Origin of the sequence: Limihaloglobus sulfuriphilus (assembly GCF_001999965.1) — a bacterium.
In the GTDB taxonomy this organism is placed as follows: Bacteria; Planctomycetota; Phycisphaerae; order Sedimentisphaerales; family Sedimentisphaeraceae; genus Limihaloglobus; species Limihaloglobus sulfuriphilus.
Map to the genome: position 1 here is coordinate 1,028,270 of NZ_CP019646.1, position 19,400 is coordinate 1,047,669.

General features: G+C 44.6%; 21 protein-coding genes and 1 tRNA gene. 2 read left to right on the plus strand and 20 right to left on the minus strand.

Features of this window, described 5'->3' with window-relative positions; translation table 11 throughout:
• The first annotated feature begins 229 nt into the window (after positions 1-229).
• Positions 230-2,212: a dockerin type I domain-containing protein gene (locus SMSP2_RS03890; RefSeq protein ID WP_146682704.1), complete on the plus strand. Its 1,983-nt coding sequence runs from the start codon at positions 230-232 to the stop codon at positions 2,210-2,212.
• 10 nt (positions 2,213-2,222) lie between these two features.
• Entirely contained in the window at positions 2,223-3,590 is a 1,368-nt protein-coding gene (locus SMSP2_RS03895) for a glycoside hydrolase family 99 protein (RefSeq protein ID WP_222566398.1), read from the plus strand.
• Between the two features lie 22 nt (positions 3,591-3,612).
• On the opposite strand, the gene SMSP2_RS03900 is transcribed toward SMSP2_RS03895, so the two are convergent.
• From SMSP2_RS03900 to SMSP2_RS03995, 20 genes are all read right to left on the minus strand, one after another.
• The gene (locus SMSP2_RS03900; RefSeq protein ID WP_146682705.1) at positions 3,613-4,689 is read right to left on the minus strand and encodes a GntR family transcriptional regulator; all 1,077 of its coding nucleotides are present in this window, start codon (positions 4,687-4,689) and stop codon (positions 3,613-3,615) included.
• A gap of 426 nt (positions 4,690-5,115) precedes the next feature.
• Positions 5,116-5,189, minus strand: a tRNA-Arg gene (locus SMSP2_RS03905).
• A 69-nt stretch (positions 5,190-5,258) separates the two neighbouring features.
• Entirely contained in the window at positions 5,259-5,681 is a 423-nt protein-coding gene (locus SMSP2_RS15240; RefSeq protein WP_146682706.1) for a DUF2752 domain-containing protein, read from the minus strand.
• Positions 5,682-5,733: 52 nt separating this feature from the next.
• Positions 5,734-6,540: a M48 family metallopeptidase gene (locus tag SMSP2_RS03915; protein WP_146682707.1), complete on the minus strand. Its 807-nt coding sequence runs from the start codon at positions 6,538-6,540 to the stop codon at positions 5,734-5,736.
• A 135-nt stretch (positions 6,541-6,675) separates the two neighbouring features.
• Positions 6,676-7,227, minus strand: coding sequence for a manganese efflux pump MntP (locus SMSP2_RS03920; RefSeq protein WP_222566399.1), 552 nt, complete (start codon positions 7,225-7,227; stop codon positions 6,676-6,678).
• The gene (locus SMSP2_RS03925; RefSeq protein ID WP_146682708.1) at positions 7,220-7,969 is read right to left on the minus strand and encodes an RsmE family RNA methyltransferase; all 750 of its coding nucleotides are present in this window, start codon (positions 7,967-7,969) and stop codon (positions 7,220-7,222) included. The genes SMSP2_RS03920 and SMSP2_RS03925 overlap by 8 nt, the downstream gene beginning before the upstream one ends.
• A 54-nt stretch (positions 7,970-8,023) precedes the next feature.
• Positions 8,024-9,304, minus strand: a complete 1,281-nt coding sequence (gene lysA, locus SMSP2_RS03930; protein WP_146682709.1) for a diaminopimelate decarboxylase — start codon at positions 9,302-9,304, stop codon at positions 8,024-8,026.
• Between the two features lie 83 nt (positions 9,305-9,387).
• Positions 9,388-9,966 carry an RNA recognition motif domain-containing protein gene (locus SMSP2_RS03935; RefSeq protein WP_222566400.1) on the minus strand — a complete coding sequence of 193 codons (579 nt, stop codon included), beginning with the start codon at positions 9,964-9,966 and terminating at the stop codon, positions 9,388-9,390.
• Positions 9,967-10,221: 255 nt separating this feature from the next.
• On the minus strand, positions 10,222-10,380 hold the full coding sequence (gene rd, locus SMSP2_RS03940; protein ID WP_146682710.1) for a rubredoxin: 159 nt from the start codon (positions 10,378-10,380) through the stop codon (positions 10,222-10,224).
• Between the two features lie 23 nt (positions 10,381-10,403).
• Entirely contained in the window at positions 10,404-10,889 is a 486-nt protein-coding gene (locus tag SMSP2_RS03945; RefSeq protein WP_146682711.1) for a ferritin family protein, read from the minus strand.
• 6 nt (positions 10,890-10,895) lie between these two features.
• A complete protein-coding gene (locus tag SMSP2_RS03950; RefSeq protein ID WP_146682712.1) occupies positions 10,896-11,408 on the minus strand; it encodes a ferritin in 513 nt (170 codons plus the stop codon).
• 15 nt (positions 11,409-11,423) lie between these two features.
• A complete protein-coding gene (locus tag SMSP2_RS03955; protein WP_146682713.1) occupies positions 11,424-11,795 on the minus strand; it encodes a desulfoferrodoxin in 372 nt (123 codons plus the stop codon).
• A gap of 146 nt (positions 11,796-11,941) precedes the next feature.
• Positions 11,942-12,514, minus strand: coding sequence for a rubrerythrin (rbr, locus tag SMSP2_RS03960; protein ID WP_146682714.1), 573 nt, complete (start codon positions 12,512-12,514; stop codon positions 11,942-11,944).
• Positions 12,515-12,640: 126 nt separating this feature from the next.
• Positions 12,641-13,099, minus strand: a complete 459-nt coding sequence (locus SMSP2_RS03965) for a Fur family transcriptional regulator (RefSeq protein WP_146682715.1) — start codon at positions 13,097-13,099, stop codon at positions 12,641-12,643.
• A 295-nt stretch (positions 13,100-13,394) separates the two neighbouring features.
• On the minus strand, positions 13,395-14,255 hold the full coding sequence (locus SMSP2_RS03970; RefSeq protein ID WP_146682716.1) for an HAD hydrolase family protein: 861 nt from the start codon (positions 14,253-14,255) through the stop codon (positions 13,395-13,397).
• Positions 14,256-14,262: 7 nt separating this feature from the next.
• A complete protein-coding gene (locus SMSP2_RS03975; RefSeq protein WP_146682717.1) occupies positions 14,263-14,943 on the minus strand; it encodes a potassium channel family protein in 681 nt (226 codons plus the stop codon).
• Positions 14,944-14,958: 15 nt separating this feature from the next.
• Positions 14,959-16,758 carry a TrkH family potassium uptake protein gene (locus SMSP2_RS03980; protein ID WP_146682718.1) on the minus strand — a complete coding sequence of 600 codons (1,800 nt, stop codon included), beginning with the start codon at positions 16,756-16,758 and terminating at the stop codon, positions 14,959-14,961.
• On the minus strand, positions 16,755-17,618 hold the full coding sequence (locus SMSP2_RS03985; protein WP_146682719.1) for a fumarate hydratase: 864 nt from the start codon (positions 17,616-17,618) through the stop codon (positions 16,755-16,757). The genes SMSP2_RS03980 and SMSP2_RS03985 overlap by 4 nt, the downstream gene beginning before the upstream one ends.
• A gap of 108 nt (positions 17,619-17,726) precedes the next feature.
• On the minus strand, positions 17,727-18,191 hold the full coding sequence (gene rpiB, locus SMSP2_RS03990) for a ribose 5-phosphate isomerase B (RefSeq protein WP_146682720.1): 465 nt from the start codon (positions 18,189-18,191) through the stop codon (positions 17,727-17,729).
• Positions 18,188-19,312 (minus strand): L-threonylcarbamoyladenylate synthase, encoded by a 1,125-nt coding sequence (locus SMSP2_RS03995; protein ID WP_146682721.1) that lies wholly within the window; start codon positions 19,310-19,312, stop codon positions 18,188-18,190. Before SMSP2_RS03995 ends, rpiB begins: the two co-directional genes overlap by 4 nt.
• Positions 19,313-19,400: the final 88 nt, after the last annotated feature.

Genomic DNA, 19,400 nt, shown 5'->3' on the forward strand with positions numbered 1-19,400 from the left:
GTAAATATTGAAAAAACTATGTACAACGAGTACATTTTTGGTATATTTGTTGGTGCTTAATATTTTTCGTGACGTTCAGCATTTATTCAAGGTTAAAGAATCGCTGTTATAGACTTTCTGGTTCACTTGTTTCGGCGAACAAATCCTTTATTATGGATGTTAATATAAAGCAGAGCGAACCGCGGCAAAGAAAATGTGTAATATTTTATAATTAAATTTAAGGAAAATAATGAGTTGTAATCGATTAAAGTCGGCATTGTTTTTTATATGTGCTTCGTTCTCAGCTTTAAGCGCTCAGACAAATATCGCTTTCGAGAATGTTGTCATGGGCACAGAAATAACAAATCTTGTTCCTCAAGGTGGCTTTGAGTCCGGAACTTATGGCTGGAACCATATTTCAGGCCACGTAGATACTGCCGCCGGGCCTGCTGAGCTCTGCGTTCCGCTTTCTTGCGGCAACGGCATCCTGCAAGGGTATATAGACAATAATGATACACTTGGGCAAGTGCGTCGCGAAATTACTATACAAGGCGGCGAGGAAATGGTAATAAGTGCTTATCTTTGGAATCTCAGCGATGATACGCACAAGATTGATGTTGTAGTAGTTGACCTCAACGACGAGAGCTGGGAAGGCCAGCTCGTTCTCTACAGCTACAATCAGGGTTGCCGTGATGGCGTATTCTGCTACCAGTCATTCACGCCGCCGGCCGGAACCCATAATGTAACACTCAGGTGTTTTTATAACGGCGTTACCGCAGATGACGATAACTGGCCTGACTATCCTGTTGCCGCGATGTGGGACAATATTGCGATTACTCCGGCTTCGGCATTTCAGCCTCCCTCGAACGATTTGGGCGGCTACAGTCCCGGAGATATCAATCTTGACGGGTTTGTAAATATCGGAGATTTCCAGTTACTGGTCGCCGAATGGCTCGAGTCAGAGGGCTGCATATATTCGGATATAAACAAAGACGGTACTGTAAACTCAAGAGACTTCGACTCTATTTCAAAAGAATGGGACGGCAATACCGATTCAGAGTGGAACCAGACGCTTACCGGCAGCGTTATGTGCGGCTATCAGGGCTGGTTTAACTGTCCAGATGACGGTGCTAACCGCGGCTGGGTACACTGGGGAAGCAATAACAGATTCGAGCCGGGTTACTGTACAATAGACCTCTGGCCGGATATCAGCGAGTATGAGCCTGATGAGCTTTTCCCATCGGGGTTTAAGTACGAAAATGGTGAGACTGCTTATGTATTCAGCTCTTATAACCGCAAAACAGTGTTGCGGCATTTCAAATGGATGCGGGACTACAACATTGACGGCGCCTACCTCCAGAGGTTTGCCACTGAAACTTACGGAGGCACATCTCTAAACCACCGCGACACGGTGCTGGCCCACTGCAAAGAAGCCGCCAACCTCTATAAACGCAAGTATGTTATGATGTATGACCTCTCAGGCCTGGGTGAAACCGGCACCTTTCAGGTAATCCGGGACTGGAAACGTCTCGTTGATGTTTACGGACTGACAAAAGACCCTGACGACAAGGCTTACGCTCATCACAACGGCAAGCCGGTTATCGCTGTATGGGGAATCGGGTTCAATGACAGGGCATACACTCTTGAGGAGTGCAAATCGCTGTTGAATTTCTTCAGAGCCGACCCTGATTATGGCGGAATGACAATTATGGTCGGCATACCCAGCTACTGGAGAACGCTTGGAAAGGACTGCGTAAACGATCCGTATCTTTTTGAGGTACTCGAAGAAGCGGATATACTAAGCCCGTGGGCGGTAGGACGATATTCAAATACAAGCGGTGTAAACAGTTACGCAAATAACGTGTGGATACCCGATATGCAGTGGTGCCAATCACACTCAAAGGAATACCTGCCGGTAGTCTTCCCCGGTTTCAGCTGGTATAATCTGCACGGGGGCACACTGGACCAGATCCCCAGACGCGGCGGCCAATTCCTGTGGGAGCAGTATTACAAAACAATCAAAGACGCAGGAGTTTCGATGGTGTACCAGGCAATGTTCGACGAGGTTGACGAGGCGACGGCTATATTTAAGTGCACCAACAATCCGCCTGTAGGATCTTTTATAGACTATGAAGGGCTGCCCAGCGATCATTACCTTTGGCTGGTCGGCCAGGCAGCAAAGATGCTTCGGGGTGAGATACCTGTAACTTCTACAATTCCAATACGTGATTAAGGATTATAAAATGCAGAGAAAAATGTACATGGCTCTAATTTTCGTTTCAGTTTTGATGACTCTCCAGGCGGCGAGGCTTGATCCTGACAAACAGTCGAAAAACGAAATATTCACAATGACAAACACGCAGGTCGCCCAAAAAACTCTATCTCCATATACTGGCGTAACTGAACACAAATCAAACCCCGACACTCTCAAAGGCAAGGTGATGACCGGCTATCAGGGCTGGTTTACAACCCCCGGCGATGGTTCCGGCATGGAGTGGTTCCACTGGGGCCTGCCGACATCCTCGCCTTCAAAAGATTTCAGGCCCGGCAGGTGCTCTATTGATCTCTGGCCGGACATGAGTGAATATCCCCAAAGTTCAAAAGTGGCGACGGAATTCAAGCATAAAGACGGTTCAACCGCATACGTATTCAGCTCAAACGATCCTGATGCTGTAAACCTGCATTTTAGATGGATGAACGAATATGGGATAGACGGAGCGTTCGTACAAAGGTTTGCTGCGCAGACTTTTAAAAACTACGAGTACCACAATGTCAATAATGTTCTAAGCAACTGCAGGGCCGCCGCCAACAGGAATGGGCGAGCTTATGCCCTTATGTATGACTTGTCCGGTCTCCAAGAGGGCCAGATTGAAAACGTTATAAAGGACATCATAATTCTTCGGGAGAAAATGAAGTTGGCTTGTGACCCGGCGGACAGGGCCTATCTTCATCATAAAGGCAAGCCTGTTATAGCGGTTTGGGGAATCGGTTTCAAAAACAGAGGCTACACTCTCAATGAATGCCGGCGGCTTGTGGATTTTCTGAAAAACGACAAAGAGTACGGCGGCTTTACAGTTATGCTCGGCGTTCCCACGTTCTGGCGGACTTTAGAGAACGACTCTGTAGAAGAGGAGCAGTTCCATGAAATAATCAAAATGGCCGATATAATCAGCCCGTGGATGGTAGGCCGCTACGGCCGGATAGAAGATGTTGATAGTTTCTGCAAGCCGCTTTGGATGAAGGATATTCAGTGGTGCCGGGAAAATGCCAAGGACTATATGCCGGTTCTTTTCCCCGGCTTTAGCTGGTATAATCTTCAAGGCGAGAAATTTGACCATATCAAGCGGCAGAAGGGCAAATTCCTTTGGAAACAGTATTACACCGCTGTAGAGTGCGGCGCCGAGATGATCTACCAGGCTATGTTTGACGAAGTAGATGAGGCTACCGCTATATTCAAATGCACCAATAATCCGCCTGTTGGAGGAAAGTCAAAATTTCTCACATACGAAGGTCTGCCCAGTGACCACTACCTTTGGCTGGTTGGCCAGGGAGGAAAAATGCTCAGGCAGGAGATACCCCTTAGTGAGACGATTCCTGAGCGGGATAACTGAGCTTCATGCCTTGAGTAAAGTTTTATTTCTTTGCAGGTGCAGGCCCTGTAGATTCGCCTTTATAGATCGCAGCTTCCGAAGGCTGGAGCAGCAGGGACCCTGTCCACGAAGAGGACGGATGGCGTATTCTGTCTATGCAGACCTTGAGGTAGGGTGATGGGTCTATCATTTCGATTGAAGTTATGGACGGGTTGTAATATCTCGCGATACCTTCGTCATTGATAACACATACGCTGACATCCCTGCCGACAACTACGCCCCGATCCATAAATGCCCGCATAGCTCCGATCGCTGCGGGTGCCGTTGTGCAGAACAGAGCGGTTGACCTGAACCTTCCTGAGTCAATGATCGTGAGCATCTGCTTGTATGCCCCTGTAAGCGGCGTATCCGGATAAGAATAAGGAGTAAGTGCGTCTCCAAGCAGCCGACCGTTGATGTTGTGTACTGCCCGCCATAGATTCCACTGTTCTATTCGGCTGTTGATAACATTGTCCATTGTCTGGACGTTAAAACAGTCAACGCTCTTGTGTCCCAGCTCTCCCAGAATGTCGAGAATTTTCTGGACAAAATGAGATGGAAACAGGCAGATCGATTTTATGCCGTACATCGTCAAATCCTGGTCAAGTATAACAACTGACTCATTTTCGGCCTGGAGATTTTTCATTACTCTGGCAGGGATATTTTCCGCGCTTGGATTGAGGAAGACAGCGTCGAAATTCTTCACTACATCAAGTATTATCGGGTCATCCCAATGTACAAACATAAAAGCCCTTATACGGACTTCGTAATCTTCCGCAGCGTTTTCTAAAGCAAGTCTCCACCTTTCTACGGAGCTTGAGGCAAATGAGGGCACCAGCAAGCCTACGCTGATGTGCTTCTCGTACTTTCTCTTGACAGCGAGCCTGCCGTTTGGCATTCGCTCGATAAGTCCCTTGTCAACAAGCCTTTCAAGAGCTTTACGGGCAGTCATGCGTGAGACTCCAAGTTCTTCACACAGCTCCCTCTCTGCCGGTATCCCGTCAAGAAGATAATCGCCGTGCTTTATCCTAAGCTCAAAAATCCTCTCGACCTGATCCGTTTTGGTACGTTTTGATGCCATAAGTGACGCCTTTTATATGTTAAACAAGTTTGTTGGTTAAAAATGTATTATAAACTAATTTTGGTATATTAAACAAAAAAAGCTGGTTGATATCAATCAAATTAATAGACCAATACCAATAAACTGCGGGGAATGTACGTTTTCAGAGAGAAAATCCGTGATTTTATGCCCAAATTTTGTCCTTATTGGTTTACACCTGTCCCGCAAAGTTCGCCAAACCAGAAATTCTATACACTTTTGAAAGAGCAAATAGGGCTAAATCTGGAGTTTTATAATGGTCTCGTGGCCGGTTGACAATTACAACAGTATTCTTGAGAAAAAAGTAGGGCAGACCTAATGGACTCAAAATGGACACAAATGCCTAAAAGACAGAAGTGTCAAAAAAAAGGCAAAACATAAAGTGCTTCTTTAAAAGACTTTACAAAACACACCCGACAGGATTCGAACCTGTGACCTACGGATTAGAAATCCGTTGCTCTATCCTACTGAGCTACGGGTGCTTACCTTATGGTTAAACATAAGAATTTGAATAAAATACATAAAATAAATGGTTTTGCAAGACATTATTTTTACAAAAAACGATATTTAAAAATTGTGTAAACCCACGAAACAAGCCCGATGATGAAAATGCAGACAAAAACAATTGCCAGCCTTTTGCCGCGACGTAATTCCCTGTAAAAGAGGGTCTTATGTCCAAAAAGCTCGGCTGCAGAGCATATGCCAGAGACGCTGAGAATCGCCGCTAACATAAAGCCTGCCGGCTGAACGGTCAAGGAAGATATAAATCTGCCCCTGAAAAAGAAACTAAATGACCGGGTCATTCCGCAAAATGGACAGGGGAGGTTGTATTTACGTTTGAAACCGCAGATTCCAAATAATGATTCCGCGGACAAAACGCCCATGCCAATTAGGATAGAAAGCACCAAGGCCGCAACAGCAGCCGCTACGATGAAAAGGTGCAATTTCCAGTTATGCGATATTCTTTTAGGCATAATGTTTTAGCCGAAGTCGATACTGCAGCGGGTGCACCGCTTAGTGTTTGTTTCAGCCGCGTTTATAGTACTGCATCGCCTCCGGCATTTGCCGGCGGATAGCCTGTACCCTTGATTCGTCAGAAGGGTGGGTACTCATCCACTCGTAAACTTCCGGTCCCTGACTTCTTGCTGACATTTCCTGCCAGAAAGTCTCTGCAACTCTCGGATCGTATCCGGCGAGAGCCATAAAAATCATGCCCATCCTGTCAGCCTCATACTCGTGCTTTCTGCTGTAAGGCAGGACAAGAGCATACTGAGACGTCATGCCGTATGCCTGTTCGAAAATAGCCTGTGTCTGGCCGGAATAGTCCTTTATCGCAACCGACAAAGCAACACCTCCAAGCTGAGATGCAAGCTGATAACTCATTCTCTCGGCGCCGTGTTTTGCAACCGCATGGGCTATTTCATGTGCAACAACAACTGCCAGCTTTTCTTCTGTGTCTGCCAGCTCCAGCAGCCCTGTATATACGACAACCTTGCCGCCGGGCATTGCCCAGGCATTGACCTGTTCGTTCTCTACAAGGTTGAACTTCCAGTCGAAGCTGTTCAAAAAGCCTGCCTCTCCCTTCATTCTGAAATATTCTTCGGTTGCCTTTTGTATATTGCTGCCGACACGTCTCACCATCGCAGCTGCCGAGGAGTCGCTGCTTAATTTGTTCTCTGATAAAAACTGCTGATACTGTTCGTCTGCCATCTGGTTTAAAGTGCTGTCGGGAACAACATTAAATTGTTTTCTACCAATAATTGGAACCTCGGCACATCCAAAAAAATACAAGCTGTTAACTGCCAGCAGCAGGGCTATTACATGTTTCTTCATTTTATAACTTCCTTAATTTCACTTATTTGCAAAAGTTTATCATATCATACTATCTCTGAGAGAGCTTTTCAAGATAAAATATCTACTCTTCTCGCCGGCAATACATATTTGCATAAGATAGTATTACCAGGCAAATCAGTGCAGCAGCATCTTGATTCCAAGAATTATCAAAACCGCGCCGCCGAAAATTTCGGTCTTGTTTTCAAACATATGCCCAAATCGGGTGCCCATATAGAAACCCGCAAACGACAGCATGAAAGTAACAACCCCTATGCCTGCAACAGCAATCCAGATGTGCGAAGTGACCAATGATATGGTAAGCCCAACAGCAAGCGCATCGATACTGGTTGCCACAGCCAGAGTAAAAAGTGCCGGCAGGGATTCAGCCATTGGTTTTTTTTCAGTTTCTTCCAACTTAAACGCCTCATAAATCATTTTGCATCCGATGGCTGTCAATATCAAAAAGCCAGCCCAGTGCTGATATGGTGAAATATACCTTTTAACGGTAAGCCCGCAGATCCAGCCGATTACTGGCATAGCAAACTGAAAAAAGCCAAAGATACCTGCAAGCCGCAAGGCGTGCGGGAAATGAAACCGTTTGTAAACCGTTCCGCAAGCGACAGATACAGAAAAAGCGTCCATTGCAAGTCCTACGGCTATCAAAAGAATGGTGAAAAGCTCATTCACAGCTGTTCCTCTTACTGCATAGAATTGCGGAAGCTGAAAGGGCGGCAGTTTCAGTTCTGAGCACGTTTTTTGTTATACTTACACTGAAACAATCTCCAGCCGGATAATGCCGCTTTATTAAGATCTCCTCTTCTTCCGTAAACCCGCCTTCGGGACCGACAAATATCACAATGTCTTCTTTTTGCCAATTGGGATCAAGCCTGTCAATGAAAATTGTATCCTCAGACAGACTCATCAGAGCAACCTTTAAAGAAGATGCCTCATTTATTCCGTCAGCAAGAAACTGTTCAAGCCTGACCGGCTGACTGATTTTCGGCAGATACAGTCTTTTACATTGTTTCGCGGCAGCAACGGTAACGGCAGTAGTTTTTTCGATGAAGTTTTTTGCGTTTCCCTGCCGCACACTTCTTTCAAAGAGTACCGGATAAATATAATCAACGCCTATTTCTGTTACCTTTGATGCTAACCAGTCCCAGCGGTTTCCTTTGGGAGGGCTTACTGCAAGAATTACTCTACCAACACTTCGCGGCGCTTCGAGAGTCTCTTCTGTTACATTTAACGTGACAGATCGCTTTGAAATATTCTCTGCAACCGCAACGCCAAGTCTGCCCCTGCCGTCAAAAACCTCTACAGGATCGCCCTGTTTTACACGCATTACAGTGGAGAGGTGTCGGGCTTCCGGTCCTGTCAATTCATTTTTGCCTTTTTGAAAACTTTCAATGTAATATCGAGATAAGGGCATTTTTTTTGCCAAACAAATATGTGCTGGGCCGAAGGCTTCTTTGGGGCCCGGGTATTAGATCTGTTCAGGCGCCACTAAATCTTCATATGTTTGCCGGCGGCGAATAACCTGGAATTTGTCTCCGTCAACAAGTATCTCCGGCAGCATCGGTCTGGCATTATAATTACTGCCCATGGTGTGCCCATAAGCACCCGCAGTGAAAATACATAGCAAATCTCCCCGCTTGAGAGGAGGGAGTAAACGGTTCTTCGCAAAAAAGTCAGAACCTTCACATATAGGGCCTACAACGTCATATTTTGTGCATCCGCTGATATCCAGATCTTTAGTTCTTTTTTCGGGTACAAAGTTCTTTTCTACTTTTGCCGGCCAGATGAAGTGGAAAGCATCGTAAAGGGGGGGCCTGAGCAGGTCGTTCATGCCGGCATCAACAATGGCAAATTCCTTGGTACCGCCTTTCTTTATGTATTGAACCTGGGTTGCGAGAATTCCGGCGTTTGCCGCAATGCTCTTGCCGGGCTCAAGTATGAGTTTGACATCCAGTTTCTTTATTATTGGCACTATACCCACCGCGTATTCTTTGGCAGAAGGGCTGTAGCCCGTTTCGTAATCAGCACCGTAGCCGCCGCCAAGATCTACGGCTTCAATAGTGTGTCCGTTTTCACGGAGTTTTTCAACGAGGTTGGCGGTTTTTTCGAGCGCTTCAACATACGGATCAATAGTATTGCCGCCGGAACCCAGGTGGACATGAAGGGCGCAGAGCTTTACACTGCCGTTGTCGGCATAATCGGCAAATACCTTTTGTGCCCGTTCTATGTCAACGCCAAACTTCGATTCTTTTTTCCCAGTGGTTATGAACGTATGAGTTTTCGGGTCAACATCAGGATTAACGCGAAGGGCGGCTTTGGCGGTGGTGTTTTTTTCTTTAGCTATTTTAATGAGATTTTCAAGCTCAGCTTCGCTTTCTATGTTGAAATACCCTATTCTCGCATCCAGGGCGTTTTTTATCTCCGCATCGGTCTTGCCTACACCGGCATAAACAACCTTTGACATATCCCCTCCTGCCTGCTGTACACGGAACAGCTCGCCGCCGCTTACGATATCAAAACCGCTGCCCATTTGAGCAAGATGCCTTAGAATGTTAATATTTCCGCACGCCTTCACAGAGTAGCATATAGTTGTATCTATCTCTGAATAAGCTTGTTGTATTTTCTTGAGGTGATCCAGAAATGTGTTTTTACAGTAAATATATGCCGGTGTGCCGACTTTGTCTATAATGCTTTGAATTGATATGTCTTCTGCGTAAAGACGGCCGTCTTTATATTTAAATCCATCCATTTTATTCTCCGTTTTTGTTTAAGACAACGGGATACATATCTTTTAGAGATGTATCCCGTTAAGTAATTTTATAAAGATTTGAATCAATCTTTCTTGTATTTCCTGCCGCCGCCTTTGCGCTTTGGTTTGGAAACAGAAACTTTAATATCCTGGCCCTTAAGATCTTTTCCGTTAAGGGAGTTTATTGCCTGCTGGGCATCTTCGGGTTTGGCCATTTCCACAAAGCCGTAACCTTTTGATTCACCAGTGTTTTTATCTGAAATTATCCGAACTGAGTTAACCTGGCCAAAAGCGCCAAAAAGGTCTCTCAGATCCTGTTCAAGGACAGTTAACCCCAGGTTTCCTGTGTATATGTTTACTGGGCCTTTTTCGGGAATGCGTGAAACGCTTTTACCGCCTTTTTGCGGAGTTTTACCGCCGGCAGGTTTTGGGCTTCGGTTTTTATTACGGGGCCGTTTTTGAGATTTATCTGTTACAGAGATAATTCTCAGTATAAAAAGCATCAAAAACGAGCCGTAAATGCCGTTTACAAACAGAAACCAGCACATTACCTCACGGCTTACCTGCCCCTGTTCTCCGCTGACCATAACCAGGCCGAGGATAACACAGGCAATAAAATACATTATTACTATGACAACTCCAATTATTCTTGTTAGCGACATTTAATTCCTCTGAATCTACTAATAATAAATAAATTTTGGGTCACACATGCTTAAACGCTGTAACCATAATTGTTTAGCCTTTTTAAAGCCGTTTCATCAGACAGACTTTAAAGACTTGATACACCAGCCGCAAGCCCCTTGCTTACCGCAGAGACTCTTGGCAAAGTTACGTATAATAAACAGTTGTGAACTTTAGTCAACAAAAAAAGGGATGAACATAAAAGTCCATCCCTGAAAAATCGGCAGTTATTATTGTTAAATAGATTCGAAGTCTTCTTTACCCGCTCCGCATTCAGGGCATACCCAATCATCTGGGATGTCCTCAAAAGCTGTCCCCGGTTCTACACCGTTATCAGGGTCGCCAACTGCAGGATCGTAAATCCAGCCGCATAATAAACATTTGTACTTTTGCATAACGTTGTCCTTTCTTGTTATAATTATGCTAATTTCGATAATTTTTCATTTAAAAAAGTAAGATGCTTTGTTTCTTCTTTAATCAGTTTTTCTACAATATCGCCTGCCTTTTGCGGGAGGCTCATACGTAATCCCGTATAAAAAAGAATAGATTTTTTCTCAAGTTCGCACGCATAGCTGAAAAGTTCTCTTTCAGTAGAGATTTTCTCAACCTGTTCATTAGCTGATTTATCAAGGTCAAAAATGCTTCCTTTGACAACAGCATGAATGTACGCAGACACTTCTGACATAGGATCCCTGACTTGGGTCTGCTCCATTGCGGCACAGTCGGCCTCAATGGCATTTATAACGTCAATGTGTCTGGATTCCCAGTTGGCCAGCCTTGCGAAGCACTCAGAAAGCTGAGCATCACTGGTTTTGCCGCTTGCTTGAGTATAAAAATCATATCCGTCTTTTTCCATGCTTCTTGCAATGGTAAAGAGTTCTTCAAAGCTTAGCTTCTTAATCATAGCGGCCTAACCCTCTGATTCGGGGGGAGTAAAAACGCGGCTGCCAAGATCTTTGTCCACCATAAACATAGCCCCGGGGTTTGCAGATGTAAGTTTAACCTTGTCAATGACTTCCTGAGCGCTGGCTTCCTCTTCGACCTGTTCTTCAACAAACCACTGCAGGAAGATCTTAGCCGCATGGTCTTTTTCATCGACTGCGACGTCCATCAAGCTGTTGATCAGGCCGGTAACCTTTTGCTCATGTTCGAGAACACCATTGTAAACATCGCTTGCCGATTCCCAACTTGCCTGGGGGGCATTGATAGCACCAAGTTTTATCTTGCCGCCTCGTTCCAGTACATAATTAAAGAATTTATCCGCATGGGTAAACTCTTCCATAGCCTGGACTTTCATCCAGTTAGCCCCTCCGGGCATTCCGTTGTCAGCGAGCCAGGCAGACATGGAAAGATATAGATACGCCGAGAAAAGCTCAGCATTTATCTGCTCATTGATAGCATCCTGCATTTTTTCTGAGAGCATGTTTAGTTCCTTTCCTTATGCTTTCCAGAGTCCGTGTACATTACAGTGTTCACGTACACACACCTTGTCCGCATCTGTCTTGAAAACCGCTTCAGCAGGTTTACCCGGTTTTAGAAACGCAGTCATAGCTTCTGTCTCTGTAATCAGCTCGATCCATTCGATGTAGTGTTCTTCTTCCATTGGATGCGGCACCGAACCGACTTTAACCTTGTAGCCGCCGTCGATTTTCTCTACGACTGGTACATGTTTCTCATTTCCTTTGTCAGTTGTCTTTGCCTCCATCTCAACCATTTCGGTTCCGCAGCAAATCAATTCCGGACCTTCGGCTTTATAAAATTCAACTATGTTTCCACATGTCATACATTTGTACAAATCAAGTCTTTTCATTTTTACACCTTTCTAAAAAATTTAAATTAAAATAAAAGCGGGGAATAATTTTCCGCTTTCTCGAAAAAGTTACAATTTTATGAAAAAAGGGGGGCAGCGATGCCCACCCCCTCGGTAGATATTCTAATTTATATAGAGCAAAATCTTTAGTAGTTTTCCGGCTTAATCTGGAAATGCGCCTGCGGATGAGCACATGCCGGGCATACTTTTGGAGCCTCGGTTCCCTCATGGATATAACCACAGTTGCGGCACATCCACTTTACGGGTTTATCTTTCTTAAACGCTGTTCCAGTATCAATGTTTTTCTTAAAAGAAAGATAGCGGTCACGGTGGTGAGCTTCTGCTACAGCAATCTCACGGAACACCTTTGCGATGTCCTTAAAACCTTCTTTTTCGGCAACTTCAGCGAATTCAGGGTACATTGTTTCTGTTTCGTAGTTTTCACCGTCAGCAGCTTCCTGAAGATTTTCAGTTGTAGTGCCGATAACTCCATACGGATACGAGGCTGTTATCTCAACTTCTCCGCCTTCCATGAACTTAAAAAGCCTTTTGGCGTGTTCTTTTTCCTGGTCGGCCGTCTCTTCAAAAATTGCAGCAATTTGCTTGTAACCCTCTTTGTTTGCTACGGATGCAGCGTAGGTATAGCGGTTTCTCGCCTGTGATTCGCCTGCAAATGCTTTCAACAAATTTTCTGCTGTCTTTGTGCCTTTAAGACTCATTTAATTTCTCCTGTAAATATGGTTATTATTATATTTGATTTTGACATTAAACTCAATACAATTTGCTGTCTTTATTCGTAACTGCCAAAACAGTATTTTACATATAAATAAAAAATAATCCAGCTATTATTGCTCACTTCGCTCATCAGCAATGCCGCCTGACTGGCATTGCCCGCAAACACCCTCAAAAAAAACAGTGCTTCGTGTAACCTCAAAACCGCTGCTGATCTCATCGGGCAATTCAAGCATATCAAACGGTTCATGGTGAAAATCTATTATTCTGCCGCATTTAACGCATCTCAGGTGCTGGTGCTTGCCGGTGTGAGCATCAAAACGCCTGACATGGCCCGTTCCCTCTACAATGTAGGCGGCTCCAATATCAGCAAGCATAAGCAGCGTCCGGTTTACGGTGTCGGCAGAGACTCCGGGCAATTTTTTGCGGACTCTCTTATAGACCATCTCAGCAGTGGGGTGATCACCGGATTCGTTCAGAACACGGTGAATCTCCAAACGTTGAGGTGTGACTTTGAGGCCTTTTGCCCGGCACTTCTCCATCAACCATTTTTTTGAATTTTTCTGCTGCATTAACTTTACCTGTTTTAGGTTTCCTTCATGTAATATAACTCTGACATCTGTTCATTTAAACGCCAAATGTAAATATTTACTCGTGAGGAAATAACTTAATTCTAAATAGTTTTAAATATTAAATAGATTTCAAGAGGAATGTCAAGTGAAAAAACAGTTTTTTTCTATCAAATTATATATATCAACTCACAAGTTGTTACTGAAATTGGGCTTATAAAAATAAACCGTTGATTTGCTGTCTTCATAAAACCAGTTTTACTTATTTGCGAGAGCCAATTTCAGGCTATATTTAAATTCATACGGGAGAAATATTATTCTGTTCAAGTATGTAGTTGACCACACTGTCATGAATATTAACACCGATAGTTTTACTGGCAATCTGTTTTATCTTTTCAGCGGCGTTTTCTACAGCGACCGTCTCGGAACCGATTTTGTTAAGAAGCATCATGCCCTCATCGTTAAGCTGGTCTCCGAAAACAGTAAGCTGACGCGGCGAGTATCCGTAAAGCTCGATCAGTTTTTTTATGGCGATTTCTTTTCGGGCATTCCTGTCATGTATAGTCAGCCAGTACCATTGAGGGGAATAAATATTCTGGAAGAAGTAGCAGTCCAGTAAATCAGCGAATTTAGCTGTTATTGCATCACTTAGCTCCTTTACAATCGCATTTGGACCGATGACAGTATAGCAGACTATCTGCTCACTGTGAATGTGCTCCAGTGTCTCAATCTGGCGTATTCGGTCAGTATGCTGCTCAGAATCGTCATTGAGAAACCACTCCATACCGCCGTTTACTACCTGTTCGTAATAAATATTGTCACGTTCTCCATCGTAGGCGCATATAAAAGGCATACAGCCGATATCAAGAATTGTTTTAGTTATCTCATGTGTCAGGGAAGAGGTTATATCATTAACCACAAGGTGTTTACCGCTATGGTAATCGGTAATGAAAGCTCCGTTTATCTCTATAACCGGCAGCCGAAATTGAATGTTGCCCAAGAGCCTTCGCAGAGACGCTATATTGCGTGCGCTTGCTATAGTGAATTCCACACCGGATTCAATCAGATGGTTGATCTGCCGCTGTGAATACTCACTCAAAGCAGGGTCATTATTCAGCAGTGTTCCGTCAAGGTCTGATATATAGATACGTTTGTGCATAGATATCTTAGTCTTGGGGTATTTTGGCAAGGTCTTCGTCGGAACCGGCAACCATCAGTACATCATCTTTGTAAATTACATCCTCGGGCCTTGGAACATTGATCACTTCGGGTTTAGGGTCTTTTTCATTACTTTCAGATCGCTTTATAGCTATCAGATTTACGTGGTATTTTTTTCGCAGCTGAAGGTCAACAAGTGTCTTTCCGTCAAATTCTGCCGGTGCTGACACCCTGGCGAGGCTGAATCCGGGGGCAAAGTCGAGTTTGTCTGCGATCTGAGGTGCGATAAGCTTAAATGCGAGCCGTCTTGCAACTTCGATCTCGGGATATATGATTTCGGTAGCCCCTACTTTCAGAAGCACCTCTCCGGCGATGTGGTTCTCTGCACGGGCATAAATCTTTTTTATCCCCATGTTTTTTAGATTAACAACCGTAAGCACAGCAGATTCAAAACCGCCCGAGCCCTGGCCGATACCTACTATTGCCACTTCAACCTTGCCTACGTTCTGTGCTGTAAGGGCGTCTTCGTCGGTACTGTCGAGCCTGACGGCATGGGAAACCTGGTCGGCTATATTATCTATTTCAAAGCGGTTTTGGTCTATTGCTATAACTTCAGCGCCGCTCATTGAGAGTGCCAGCGCCAGGGTCTTTCCAAATCTTCCAAGCCCGATTACTGCGAATTTTTTCATTTTGTTTCTCTTTTATTAACCTATTGTTATCGGTTCTGAAGGGTAGTTATAATTAGATTTTTTTATTTTAAAAGCCAATGACGCCACAAGAGTCATTGGGCCAAGCCTGCCTATAATCATGGCAGCAATTAACAGCAATTTCCCGCCAGTTGAGAGGGAAGCTGTCAGTCCGGTTGAGAGCCCTACAGTGCCCAGAGCCGATGCGGCCTCAAATGCGAGATTATTAAAATCAAGGCCGCTGCCGCTTTCGGTTACAGCCAGACCAAATGTTACTATAAAAAGTATGGCAATGTATAATACTAAAACCATTACAGCCCTTGAGATAAAATCTTTTTGGATTGATCTGTGAAATATCTCCGGCTCGTTTTTGCGGCTTATGACAGCTGCCGCGGCGAGAATGACTACCATAAAGGTTACCGTCTTCATTCCGCCGGCAGTTGAGCCCGGTGAGCCTCCTATGCACATAAGAATTATAGTAAGCATTTTAGACGGCTGCGAAATTGCACCGTTGTCAATCGTGTTAAAGCCGGCAGTTCTTGTTGTTACTGACTGGAAGAACGAATCGAGAAAAAGCTGACCGTTCTGTCCGTTATAATTTAGACCTGTTTGCTGGGGATTGTATCTTTCAAGTATCATGAAGCCGGCAGTTCCGAGCAATATGAGAAACAGGCTGGAAAACAGCACAACTTTTGAGTGAAGATTGAGATGCCTGAGCTGGATGCTGCCGATGATTGTTTTACCCTTGAAGAGTCTGTGCTTTATGAGTTTCCATCTGTTTGATAAAACCTCAGTTATGTTATAAAGCACCCCGAAACCAAGCCCTCCTGTGACTATAAGAGGACATATCACAAGGTATGTCTGCCAGTTGTTTTTGAACCCCGTAAAACTGTCTGAATATAGAGCAAAACCGGCGTTGCAGAAAGCGCTTACTGAATGAAAAAGGCTGTAAAACAATGCTCCGTGGCCATTTATGTCTGTTCGAGTGTCAAAGTTCCAGTTGTCGAGAAGCAGAATCACACCAACTGACTCTATGATAATTGTTGCAACAAAAATGAAAGCTATCATTCGGCCGATCTTGTTGACCGTGCCGGTATTGAGGATATCCTGCATGGCAACGGATTCCTTGAGAGTAAACGCCTGGCCAAGGAGCAGGGAAAAAACCGCTCCGAATATCACAATGCCCAGGCCGCCAAGCTGAATCAGTATCAGAATCACCCATTGACCCATGGCGGAGAAATCAACGCCGGTATCCTTGACTATAAGTCCCGTAACACAAACAGCGCTTGTGGATGTAAATAGGGCATCCACGGCACTTAACTTCTCGCAGTTATGAGAGTTGGGCAGGTAGAGGAATCCAGCACCGCCGACAATAAGTACCAAAAAACTCAAAATAAGTGTAAGTGTCGGGCTTGTAGCGCTGGCAGCTAAGCTGACACTTGTGCGGCAGAGCTTATCAACTACTTGAATTATCAGATATACTGCAACAGCTCTGTTCATCAACAGGACTGGATCCGCTGCATGGCTAAATTTACGAATAAAAATAACAGACAAGACCAGAAGTATCAAAAGAGGTATTTCATGCCAGTAGCCTCTAAAAAATTCATGTTTCGAGCGGCAGTTCAGATACCTTATGAATTTTTCGGTGATCATAGTGATAAGGCAGAATATCTGAATTGCATGTAGAATCGAAACACTTATCAGCGGCTCACTGAAGCCCAGAAGCATAACAAATGTGGCAATGATAACCGCAGAATTGAATGTATTAACTGAGATTACAGCCTTTTCAAGCCGCTGGTTCTTATATGTAATCTTCACAGCAGAATCCTTTTATGCCTGTGTGAATGGCATTCAATGTTAACGGCAACCGGCAGCGAGGCAATGTGGCAGGGGGCGGTTTCAATATTTACGCCAAGTGCAGTTGTATCACCGCCAAAGCCGAGCGGCCCAACGCCTGAAGAATTAACCCTTTTCAGTATAATCGATTCCATGTCTGCGTAAAATCGGTCTGGGTTACTATCTTTCAGATTTCTAAGAAGGGCACGTTTGCTGATCATGCAGCACTGCTCAAAATCTCCCCCAATCCCAACGCCGACAACGAAGGGGGGGCAGGCATTGGCTCCGGCCTCTATCACTGTTCGGCTTATCCAGTCTATTATCCTTTCGGGGGACTCTGTAGGGTTAAACATTTTGAACATGCTTTTATTTTCACATCCGCCGCCTTTAAGCATCAGACTGATCGATAACTCACTGCCGCTTGTGATTGAGTAATGAATGATTGCGGGGGTATTTGTTCCGGTGTTTACCCGCTTATTCAGCGGATCAGCCACAACACTTTTTCGCAGATAACCTTTGCTGTAACCATCTTCAACACCATGATTTATGGCATCAAAAATGCTGAGAACCGGATTTTCATCCGGCGGTTTAAACATAACCTGGCTGCCATGTTGAACAAAAACAACCGTAAGGCCCGTATCCTGGCAGAGGGGCAGCTGTTTGTGCGAAGCAATATCAGCGTTATGTATTAACTGTGAAATAACGCCGCGTGCCTTTGGCGAGGTTTCGCTTTTTAATGAACGCTCCAGAGCCTCTCTGACGTCTTTTGACAGGAGATAAGCACTGTCTATGCACGCCCTGCATACGGCTGATCTTATTTCATTGTAGCATATTTGTTTCATTATCCTGATATTGTACAGAATAATCAGTATTTACAAGACTTTTTGTTGGAAATTAAGAGGGCGGGCCGGCTGTAAAAAACCGCCTCACGGAAGAAAATTTCTATAACGTTACTGCCGAAAATCCTTTGGAGTCGCGCCCTGGTCAATGAGCTTGATCTTGTCAACTCGTCTGGCGTGACGTCCGGCTATGAATTCAGATTCGAGCCAGTGTTCAGTTATTTTCTGAATCAGAAAATCGCCGAGAAGATCGCCTGAAAGACAGAGTATATTAGCATCATTATGCTGGCGGGATATTTTAGCTGTCAGTTCATCGTAACACAAAGCCGCACGGATGCCCTTCACTTTATTAGCCGTTATGCACATACCGATACCTGTGCCGCAGATAAGTATTGCGCGGTCAGCTTCACCTTGAGAGACACTGACGGCGGCGGAGTAAGCCAGATCGGGGTAATCGATGGTTTCATCTTTGTCACATCCAATGTCAACGTACTCATGGCCAAGCTGTTTCAGCAATGGTTTTATGAGTTCCTTCGCTTTGTATCCTCTGTGATCTGAGGCAATTATAATTTTCATAGTTCAAGTTCCACAATGCGTTTTTCGAGAGCCCTTATAATCTGGGTTGCGCAGTGCCGATACTCCGACATTTCACCCCCGATAGGGTCCTCTATATTTTGTTTTTCAGAAAGCAGCCTGCATTTAGGCGATATTGCCGGATAAAAATCCGTAATTCTTTGTCTATCCCGGGCAGTCATTACATAGATCAGGTCACATTTCATTATGTCCGACTCTGTTAATCCGGTAGTTTCATGACGGCTTAAATCGACGCCGGCTTCACTGCAAACAGCTACGCAGCCGGGACTGGCCGGCTGAGCAACCGGAGCCATTACGCCGCCGGATGATATCTTATATCCGAAATCTAAAAGCTGGTCAACATCGCATCCAATTTTCCCTGCAAGAATTTTTCTGCAGAAACCTGCCGCCATGGGGCTTCGGCATGTATTGCCGCTGCATACGAACATCACATGAAGTCTGGATTTACGTATTATCTCTTCTCGTGTAATGCTTCCCTCACGAAGTATCGAAGGCACAAAATCGGTAAGTTTGACTACTGTACTGCTGACTTTATAGCGGCAAGCTCCTGCATCAATAACGGCGGCTATCTTGCCGTTAAAATATTCCATTACTTCTTCAGCGCTGGTTGCCGGCTCACTGTCGGTAGGATTGGCACTGGTTGCGATGATAGGAGTTTCAGTGTAGGCCAAAAGCCTGGATGTCGTTGAATTATGCGGACATCTAACGCCGACAGTGTTATTCTTATAAAGGGTATCAACAGCTTTGCTTCCAAGGCTTCTGCGTCTCTCTTCAATGTGGTCATCATCGACATCAAATATAAGCGTAACAGGGCCGGGGAGGATATTGTAAATAAGTTTATAGGATCTGAGATTGATCTTCGGGACAAATTCCCTTATTGAAGAGGGGCCTGTTAAATGTATGCTGTAATGCTTGTTAGCGTCACGATCATTTTTTAGCAGCTCGAGGTTGTCTATTCCGCCGGCTGTAACAGATGCGGCAATTCCGTAAACAGTTTCCGTAGGAACAGCTATAAGCTGGCCTGAATCGAGCAGTTCAGCCGCATGCTCAAGAGTATCATCATCTTCGGGCCTGCCGGTCATTTTTAGTAATTGTGTATCCATATTTGTATTATATATTCGAAAGATTAAAAATAAATTGATTTTAATTTATAAAGGCTTAAACGGGTGTAACAAAAAGGTGAGACTGCTG